This window comes from Tenebrionibacter intestinalis (genome assembly GCF_016632365.1).
In the GTDB taxonomy this organism is placed as follows: Bacteria; Pseudomonadota; Gammaproteobacteria; order Enterobacterales; family Enterobacteriaceae; genus Tenebrionibacter; species Tenebrionibacter intestinalis.
Map to the genome: position 1 here is coordinate 1 of NZ_JAEPBH010000094.1, position 2,713 is coordinate 2,713.

At 63.2% G+C, this 2,713-nt stretch carries 1 protein-coding gene; it reads right to left on the bottom strand.

The features are described 5' to 3' along the window. Positions 1-2,713: ImcF-related family protein (locus JJB97_RS17630; RefSeq protein ID WP_238715383.1), on the bottom strand; the 2,713-nt coding region annotated here is incomplete at both ends.

The following is a 2,713-nucleotide window of genomic DNA, read 5'->3' on the forward strand; positions in this document are numbered from 1 at the left end:
TTCAGCATCTGTCCATCCTGCGCAGCCCACGTCAACCGGGCGCGGTTTTGCCCTTCCTTACTCACTTTCGCCTGCTCCAGCAGGCGGATAAATCCCCACTGGCCGGGGAAATCACGATACAGCCGCGCACCGGCCTGCACGCTGCTCCAGACCAGTGAAGCCCCCGGCGCCATCGTCTCTCCCGGCCAGCGCACCTCCTGCCAGAAGGGCATCTGGTTGAAATATTTTAGCGTCACACCGTCAATAAACAGCTCCGTCATCGCCACATCGCGCGCGCTTTCGGGCTGCAGACGAAACGCCACGCCAAAGCCTTTAGCAAATAACACTTGCCCGGCCTGATTCAGACGGTTAAGCGCGGCCAAAAAGGCCGGACTGACCGCAAGCCCCGGCATTCGCTGGTCGTTTTCCTGCCAGCGCAGGTTACGATATGCCAACACGCCCCCCAGATGGCGATGAATAAACGTATTGATATAGCCGCTGGTCGGGTTAATGAACTGCGCCAGTTCAGCCAGATTCACCTCCTCCCGCCCCTGGCTAAACGGATATTTACCCACAAAGCGCCGCTGCCAGCCCGCAACAATGGTCTGACGCCATTGCTCATTCATGTCACGCATACGCTGCTGCAGGAGTTCCCGCCAGGCCCGTTCAAACGGCGCGACAAACAGCGTATTCCCCATTGGGGCCAGCGCGTCGCCCAACTGCTCGCGAATGCGGCCTGGCAACGCGGCGGCGGTGTTATCAATCTGTGTTCCTTTAAAGACCGAAGTTGCCAGCGCCTGCGCGTTATCCTCTGCGGATGACATACCGCGTATCCGATCGGCAAAACGTTTAGCGTCTGCCTGCCACTGTCTGAGCGTTATCCCCTTGCGCCCGGCCTGTTGGCCGCCGACCATAGCCACCAGCCCGCCAAAGACCGGTTCAAGGAGAACATTAACCTTTTTTTGCGCCTCATCCGGGCTGCCGGCCAGCCCCTGATAGTAAAGCTGCCGCATCAGCGCGGCGAGCGGCGAGGCGTGGCTGTCGGCCAGTAACGCCAGTTGCCCGGCGTCGCGGGTTGGCCGGTACTGAATCGGGTTCAGCGCCTGTTGCCAGACTCGGGCATAATCGGTGAAATAACGGGCCGTAAGGCTACGACGCAGGGCATCCGGGCTGAGCGCGCCCTGCTGTTGCCCGAGCACCCAGGTCGTCTGCTCGCTGATATCCTTCACCTGCCGGTCGATGGCCGGGCGGATGGCGCTGACCCACGCATCACGGGTGTACGCGCCCGGTACGACGCCCTCCAGCGTGAAAATCCCGGTCAGCTCGTCGCTGCCGGCAAGCTGAGAGAGACGGATATCGGCGAAATTCAGGCCGGCGCTGCGAATAATAGTCTGATAGCGCTGTTCCTGCGCCTGCGCGCCGTTAATGGCAACGGCCAACCGGGCGCGCGTGGCGGCAATAAGCGCATCATCCGGCGTGGCGCGCAGTTCAGGGTGTGCCGGCAACCGGGCGGCAAACCATGATAGCTGTTCGGGGACGACAGCAGGCAGAACCGCCTGTAACTGCCCGGCGAGAAAAACCTGTGTCGGCGCATCGTTCACGCGCGCCGGCTGCGTGAGCATCAGCAGCGCTTTGAGCCGGTCATACTCTGTTTGCGGGCTGTCAGACACGTTCGCCAGGGCCTGCGAAAGCCGCTGCTGCGCCGGCGTAACGATAAGCGCTCGCGCCTCACGCAGATACACAGGCCACAGCAGCGCCGGGAGCTGCCCGGAAATGTCCAGACCAAAGCGGCGATACCAGGGCGTGCCGCTGCGCTGTTGCTGGCTGAGAGCCTGAAGCTGGCTCTGTAGCGCGCTCAGCCGGTCTTTACCGGTAAAAGCGGAAGAGGTGGATATCAGCGTCTGCGTGCGGGCAATCAGCCGTCCGTTGCTGATACCGGCAGTCACTGTCCCCAGCGCCCACAGCCCCAGCAGACCGCACAGGCACCAGCACGCAATTGTCCGGCCATCAACGCCTTCCGGTTTACCTGCAAGGCTTGCGCTGTGCCCGGCAATACACCGCCAGAGCTTGCCTGCCTGCTGTTCATACGCAAATCCGGTACCTGCATTTGCCAGCAGCGGCATAAATGCCACGCCGTGCAGGCTGAGTCTGGCTCCGTTTCCCGAAATAGCCTGAACCGTCTCCCGCAGGTGGGGGATGGCGCGCAGTTTAAGCTGTGCGGCCAGGCGCAGCAGGTAATCCTGACGCGGGTCCTGCGCAACCAGGGCCATCGCCGGCGCCGCCAGGTCATCGCTCAGCCCGGCGAGTGCTGCCGATAGCGTTTCGGGGGTGAATGCCGAAACAGCCATCACCGCCGCAGGCACCACCTGCCTGAGGGGCTGCGCCCCGCCCGAGGTTGCCACGCTAAGCAGGTAAAGCGGCGCTCGCCAGCGCAGCACCAGCGCCATCTGCCGCAGAGCGCGTAAAAGCGCCTCACTGTCAGCGGCCGTGTCGTCCGCCATATGCACCAGCGCGTCCACGGGCCTGCGCCCGCGAAGACGGCGTATCGCCGGTAAATCCTGCCCGCTGCCGGCCTCTGTAATATTCCCGCCCCACAGCAACACCGCGTCATTGCAGCACAACCAGCCCTGCGTGGTTAAGCCCGGGGCCATCTGCTCAACAAGCGAAGGCGAGCCGGTGACCAGCAGCCACGGGCGTCTGCGCTTCCAGCGCCAGCCGTCTTGCTGGCGCAGGT